Origin of the sequence: Dehalobacter sp. (genome assembly GCA_023667845.1) — a bacterium.
Taxonomy (GTDB): domain Bacteria; phylum Bacillota; class Desulfitobacteriia; order Desulfitobacteriales; family Syntrophobotulaceae; genus Dehalobacter.
Map to the genome: position 1 here is coordinate 1 of JAMPIU010000122.1, position 3,801 is coordinate 3,801.

Genomic DNA, 3,801 nt, shown 5'->3' on the forward strand with positions numbered 1-3,801 from the left:
AAATGAGACTTCAAAATCCGGCATGAATATTTGAGAGGACGTGCTGAAGACATAATAATGCCCTTTATCTTCATGTTTTAACATCAGGAGTATTTCTCTCGCGTGAATAGCCAGCTGAACAGCCTCAATCAACTCTGAGGCCATATCCTGCAGATCCAGTTTGTTTGAAATGCTGACACTGAAGTTTTTCAGCGCCTGCCGCTGGGAATACTCCGCCTTGTAAAACATCTTATCAACCAGTATGCAGGTAACCCTGTATAACGGCTGAAAAACGACAGCCACCAGCAGGGCTGAAAGAGTAATAAAATATGGTGTTATATTCTGGTATGAATTACCCAATTGTTTTTCAACGAAAAAAACGGTATAGACATATACACAGGTAATAAGGACAGCAAACAACGAATAAACAATGCCCTTTGTCACCATTAAACGCAATTCCAACATGCGGTGTTTGTAGATGGCATACATTATCAGAAGGGCATTGATGAAACATAACAGTATGTCCACCGGGTACCTTCCTACAGCGTGAATGACATTTAAAAGACTGCCTATGAACAGGAGCGATATTCCAGCTATAATAGGACCGACTCTTCCGTAGGTAGTTTTTCCTTCGCGTACACTTTGGCGCGCTTTAAGGATAATGGAAGAAATGAGAATGGATGTGAATATGTACATAGGTATCGCCATCTTACCTAATACATAGTAATATTCAATGGAATTATACTGTTTCCCGTTTTCCGTTATGGTTGTTGTAATCACACTGGCGTCTATGACCACAAGGCCCATCAGGTTCAATACGACTGCTGTAACCGTCAGGACGCCCCACAAAATCATCCGGAGAGGGTTGAGCGAGTTTGTAAAGACAGATATGAAGTAATACAGCAGATACGGGACAGCAATCATCCCCATCACCATGACCCTGTCCCAAAAAAGCACCCCTGGATAGAGCTCTAACGCCATAAACAATGAAGACGCGGTCCATAGTATCAAAGCCGCCAAAAACAGCATGAATATCCGTATAAATTTATCCTTCTTGGACAGCGATAAAAACAGCATTAATATACAGTAGCTGCTTAAAGATACTATCGGCACCGCCCAAAAGAATAATTCTGAAAACGGCATTAAAACACACCTTTTCCATTTCCGCCATTTGCGATTTTTAGAACTTCTATAACATCAAAATGGGAAGGATTCATTTTTCTCAAGCTCCTGCCAAACGTGTCTGAAAATTGGCCCATGGTCCCGGCAGGCATTATGGATATCACCAGGGGCTCGATTCCCAGCAGTTTTTTCAAATCATTATAATCGGTATCAACATAGCGGAAGTATATTGAAAGATGCTCCTTGATAATTTCTTTGGTCACAGCGCCGCGCAGTCCTTCAGAGCCAACTTCAACATAAAGGTGCAAAAAAGCTCTGTTGCACTCATCAAATTCCTTAACCGCAAACCACTCTGTTATATCAAGTTTTGAAAGGGTTAAAGCCTCGCTGATAGTGCCTTCTGAAATACGGGTAAAGCCGGCCAGATCTATGATTCTCGGGTCGCGGTCAACATAAGCGAAGTGAGGCAGGCCAATGCCGTCATCTTCTTTACTCAGCGACAGGCACTTGAAAATATCACCCATCCTGTAACGGGCAAAGGCGCCCCCTTTAAAACTTGAAATCACCAGCTCATATTCATTACCCGCCACCAGTTCATCCAGTAGATATGTGTTGGGGACATAAGAAGGATCATCAATATTCTTTTCCAGCTCTGATTTTGGTATAAACTCATAAAAACAAACGTCGGGGAAAAATACCAGGCCATCCTTGCTCCATGTTTCCGTGGCAATACAGGTGGGCTCCGTCCCGCCAAATATTTCCAGGGGCTTAACGCCCCAATAATTCTCCAGTTTCTTTTTTAAGCTCGCGGTATCAGTGCCGGCGCAGATCAGCCCTTTAAGAGTCCAGATATCCTTTGGCATGATTGGAACTTTATTTTGTTTGCTGTTAATCCAGGCTTTTAATAAGCGGTAGCTCATTTTAGGAGAAACCTTGAAAATACTAAATTTTTCACCGGATCCTCCCAATGTAAAGGTGTCGCTAATTTTCGCGATTACACTGCTGAGACCGAAAAACAGGTCAACGCCTTTCTGAAATCCCATTTTGAAACCGACCTTATTTCTCTGCCCAAAGCTCATGGCCACCGCTTCTTTAATCGGCGGCATGAAGTTTACCCACAATTCACTTAAAATAAGATGGGGCACCAATCCTGTAAGGTAAGGCAGCGGGGCCATGCCGTTAAGAAAATTTTCTCCTCCCCTTAACGTGAAATGGCCCTTTTTATTACTTGTGGCAAGAATCATACATGCTATCGTGTTGACCTTATGGCTTTTAAGCATACTCTCGGTATAAGGAGCCACTTTTACCGGTTTTTTAGCGCCTTCCCACGTGGTTTCTATCCACAGCAGGGGCTTTGCGGGCAGGGCGGAATCCAACCTGGGCAGTAAAATATCAGCATAATCTTCATAACTGGTAAGGGGAACCACCTTCCTGAACTCATCCACACCGGTTGGTTTCTTGCCTTTCATAATGCGCCGGCCAAGTTCACAATCCCCATACATTTGAAGCTGCTCCATCATAAGACGGTTTTGAATTCCCATAAATTCAGGCAATGAAAGGTCTAAAAATCCGCAGTATTGCTGCCAGATTTGATCATATTGTTTTTTGCGAAGTTTTTGCTCTAAATTCATCGCGGATCCCCCTGATTCAAGGTGATGCAATTTTTAATACTGGCAGGGTTGGGTATTAGAAAGGGAACCTTGCTTTTATACTGATCATATCCATTGAACGCTGCGGGGAAAAACCAGCGGTCCTCAACATAAACCAAAATTATATCCATGATCGTCCAGATTAATCCGGCCCACATCATCATCGTCCTGCCTGATGCAAGCCAGAGAAAAAGATAAAAAAAGAAAAACCAGATCACGCCCGGGTGACGGCAGAGAGCATACATCCCCCCGTCAACGACACTGTTTTTCCGCCCTGCCTCGGCGTATGTCACAGCAAAGGGCAGGGCTGAAAACATTGTGTAAAAAAGCATCAGGAAAGATGCGGTAGACAGTGCCCCAAAGAGCAATTTCAACGAAAAAACAACCTCTTCAGCCTGATAATTACCCAGCAGGATGCCGGCTGTGGAGATGGCCAAAAGAAATATGCCTGCGGCAAAACTTATATTTAAACTTTTTTTAAAAAACCGGGTTTTGTTGAGATCGAAGATATAAAAGAATGCAAAAGCCAGACATCCGGTAAGGATAAAAATCATTCAACCACACCTTAACATGATTTTCCTGCTGAAGCGGCAGTGATGCCGAACTTTTTATCAACAACTTCATATTCCACGTTTACAAAGCCGCACCCGGCAAGAAATCCGACCATCTCCTGTTCCCCATAAATTCTAACGTCCCCTCCAAAATTAAAGGGAGATGATAAATACAAGTTTATCAAGAACCTCATTGTATCAGTCCACCACGGGTCGGCGATGATAATCCTCCCGTTTGGCGCCAAAACACGCCTCATCTCTTTTAACGTCTTTACAGGTTCGGGATAATGATGAAAAGATGAATTGCATACCACCAGGTCGAAAAAATCATCGCCCCAGGGCAGGCTGTCGGATTCTCCGACGGTTAACTGTGCTTTCGGGCCTAAAAGTCCGGAGGCCTTTTCTATCATTTTCTCGGAAAAATCTATTCCATAGGCTTTGACCTGGGTGTATTCACCGGTCACCATGGAGAGTATGGCGCCGGTCCCGCAGCCCACATC

The 3,801-nt window shown here is 43.8% G+C and carries 4 protein-coding genes; all 4 read right to left on the reverse strand.

Annotation, left to right across the window (positions count from 1 at the left end; translation table 11 throughout):
* Positions 1-1,122 (reverse strand): hypothetical protein (locus tag NC238_09200; protein MCM1566102.1); only part of this gene is annotated, 1,122 nt, incomplete at its 3' end.
* Positions 1,122-2,732: a GH3 auxin-responsive promoter family protein gene (locus NC238_09205; GenBank protein ID MCM1566103.1), complete on the reverse strand. Its 1,611-nt coding sequence runs from the start codon at positions 2,730-2,732 to the stop codon at positions 1,122-1,124. The genes NC238_09205 and NC238_09200, both read right to left, overlap by 1 nt.
* Positions 2,729-3,304, reverse strand: coding sequence for a hypothetical protein (locus NC238_09210; protein MCM1566104.1), 576 nt, complete (start codon positions 3,302-3,304; stop codon positions 2,729-2,731). Before NC238_09210 ends, NC238_09205 begins: the two co-directional genes overlap by 4 nt.
* Before the next feature lie 11 nt (positions 3,305-3,315).
* On the reverse strand, positions 3,316-3,801 hold a 486-nt coding region (locus NC238_09215), incomplete at its 5' end, for a class I SAM-dependent methyltransferase (protein MCM1566105.1).

Excerpts from the sequence above, each read along its gene's own strand:
- NC238_09205 (MCM1566103.1), bottom strand. The coding sequence starts at position 2,732 with ATGAATTTAGAGCAAAAACTTCGCAAAAAACAATATGATCAAATCTGG.
- NC238_09210 (MCM1566104.1), bottom strand. The coding sequence starts at position 3,304 with ATGATTTTTATCCTTACCGGATGTCTGGCTTTTGCATTCTTTTATATC.